Source organism: Brucella pseudogrignonensis (assembly GCF_031454375.1).
Taxonomy (GTDB): domain Bacteria; phylum Pseudomonadota; class Alphaproteobacteria; order Rhizobiales; family Rhizobiaceae; genus Brucella; species Brucella pseudogrignonensis_A.
In genome coordinates this window covers 1-2647 of the sequence record NZ_JAVDQT010000022.1, presented here as the reverse complement: position 1 = coordinate 2647, position 2647 = coordinate 1, and the positions used below count along the sequence as shown (strand labels likewise).

Sequence of the window (2647 nt, the reverse complement as noted above, 5' to 3'; positions counted from 1 at the left end):
GATGGATATTGTAAATGAGAATGATCAAGTCGATCGAGCTATTAGTACCGGTAAGCTACATGCGTTGCCGCACTTCCACACCCGGCCTATCAACGTGGTAGTCTTCCACGGCTCTGATAGGGAATACTCGTTTTTAGGTGGGTTTCCCGCTTAGATGCCTTCAGCGGTTATCCCGTCCGTATATAGCTACCCTGCTATGCCGTTGGCACGACAACAGGTCCACCAGAGATACGTCCATCCCGGTCCTCTCGTACTAGGGACAGATCCTATCAATATTCCTACACCCACGGCAGATAGGGACCGAACTGTCTCACGACGTTCTGAACCCAACTCACGTACCGCTTTAAATGGCGAACAGCCATACCCTTGGGACCTGCTCCAGCCCCAGGATGCGATGAGTCGACATCGAGGTGCCAAACAACCCCGTCGATATGGACTCTTGGGGGTCATCAGCCTGTTATCCCCGGCGTACCTTTTATCCGTTGAGCGATGGCCCTTCCACGCGGGACCACCGGATCACTATGACCGACTTTCGTCTCTGCTCGACTTGTCAGTCTTGCAGTCAGGCAGGCTTATGCCATTGCACTCGACGAACGATTTCCGACCGTTCTGAGCCTACCATCGCGCGCCTCCGTTACTCTTTAGGAGGCGACCGCCCCAGTCAAACTACCCACCATACACGGTCCTGGACCCGGATAACGGGCCGCAGTTAGACATCCATATAGATAAGGGTGGTATTTCAAGGATGACTCCACCATGGCTGGCGCCACGGCTTCAAAGTCTACCACCTATCCTACACATGTCGACACGAATGCCAGTGTAAAGCTATAGTAAAGGTGCACGGGGTCTTTCCGTCTAACCGCAGGAACCCCGCATCTTCACGGGGAATTCAATTTCACTGAGTCTGCGTTGGAGACAGCGGGGAAGTCGTTACGCCATTCGTGCAGGTCGGAACTTACCCGACAAGGAATTTCGCTACCTTAGGACCGTTATAGTTACGGCCGCCGTTTACTGGGGCTTCAATTCAATGCTTGCACATCTCCTCTTAACCTTCCAGCACCGGGCAGGCGTCAGACCCTATACGTCGTCTTGCGACTTCGCAGAGCCCTGTGTTTTTGGTAAACAGTCGCTACCCCCTGGTCTGTGCCACCCTCCAATAGTTGCCTATAGAAGGGTCACGCTTCTTCCGAAGTTACGCGTGCATTTTGCCGAGTTCCTTCAACGCAGTTCTCTCAAGCGCCTTGGTATTCTCTACCAGTCCACCAGTGTCGGTTTAGGGTACGGTCTATATGCAGGAGCTATTTCCTGGAACCGCTTCGCTGCCAGATCAATCCAATAAGACCTGACAACACACGCAATCCGTCACTACCTGCAGGCCCACGAATATTAACGTGGTTCCCATCGACTACGCCTTTCGGCCTCGCCTTAGGGGCCGGCTAACCCTGCTCAGATTAACTTTAAGCAGGAACCCTTGGACTTTCGGCGAGGGAGTCTCTCACTCCCTTTATCGTTACTCATGTCAGCATTCTCACTTCCGATACCTCCAGGATGTCTCACGACTGTCCCTTCACAGGCTTACGGAACGCTCCGCTACCACGCACATACGTGCATCCACAGCTTCGGTGTATGGCTTTAGCCCCGGTACATTTTCGGCGCAAAGACCCTTATTTAGACCAGTGAGCTGTTACGCTTTCTTTAAATGATGGCTGCTTCTAAGCCAACATCCTGGTTGTTTTGGGATCCTCACATCCTTTCCCACTTAGCCATAACTTAGGGACCTTAGATGGTGGTCAGGGTTGTTGCCCTCTTCACGACGGACGTTAGCACCCGCCGTGTGTCTGCCCAGTAGTACTCCCCGGTATTCGGAGTTTGATTAGGATCAGTAAGACGGTGAGTCCCCATAGCCCATTCAGTGCTCTACCCCCGGGGGTATTCGCTGGACGCTCTACCTAAATAGATTTCGCGGAGAACCAGCTATCTCCAAGTTTGATTGGCCTTTCACCCCTAGCCACAAGTCATCCCGATCTATTGCAACAGATATGGGTTCGGTCCTCCAGTACGTGTTACCGTACCTTCAACCTGCTCATGGCTAGATCACTTGGTTTCGGGTCTAATGCAACGAACTGAACGCCCTATTCAGACTCGCTTTCGCTACGCCTACACCTACCGGCTTAAGCTTGCTCGTTACACTAAGTCGCTGACCCATTATACAAAAGGTACGCTGTCACCCAGAACGAATCTTGGGCTCCAACTGTTTGTAGGCATTCGGTTTCAGGTACTATTTCACTCCCCTCGTCGGGGTGCTTTTCACCTTTCCCTCACGGTACTGGTTCGCTATCGGTCATGCACGAGTACTTAGGCTTGGATAGTGGTCTACCCATGTTCAGACAGGATTTCACGTGTCCCGCCCTACTCAAGGACTTATGATCATGTTGCGTGTACGGGGCTATCACCCACTCTAGCCAACCTTTCCAGGTTGTTCCACTTTAATCACATAAGCCACTGGCCTGGTCCGCGTTCGCTCGCCACTACTAGCGGAGTCTCGTTTGATGTCCTTTCCTCTGGGTACTTAGATGTTTCAGTTCCCCAGGTTCGCTTCTAACCCCTATGTATTCAAGGTTAGATACCTTATTACGATAACTAGAAA

General features: G+C 52.0%; 1 rRNA gene. It reads right to left on the bottom strand.

Features of this window, described 5'->3' with window-relative positions:
- Positions 1 to 20: 20 nt before the first annotated feature.
- A 23S ribosomal RNA gene (locus J2782_RS22755) occupies positions 21 to 2647 on the bottom strand; the annotation flags it as partial.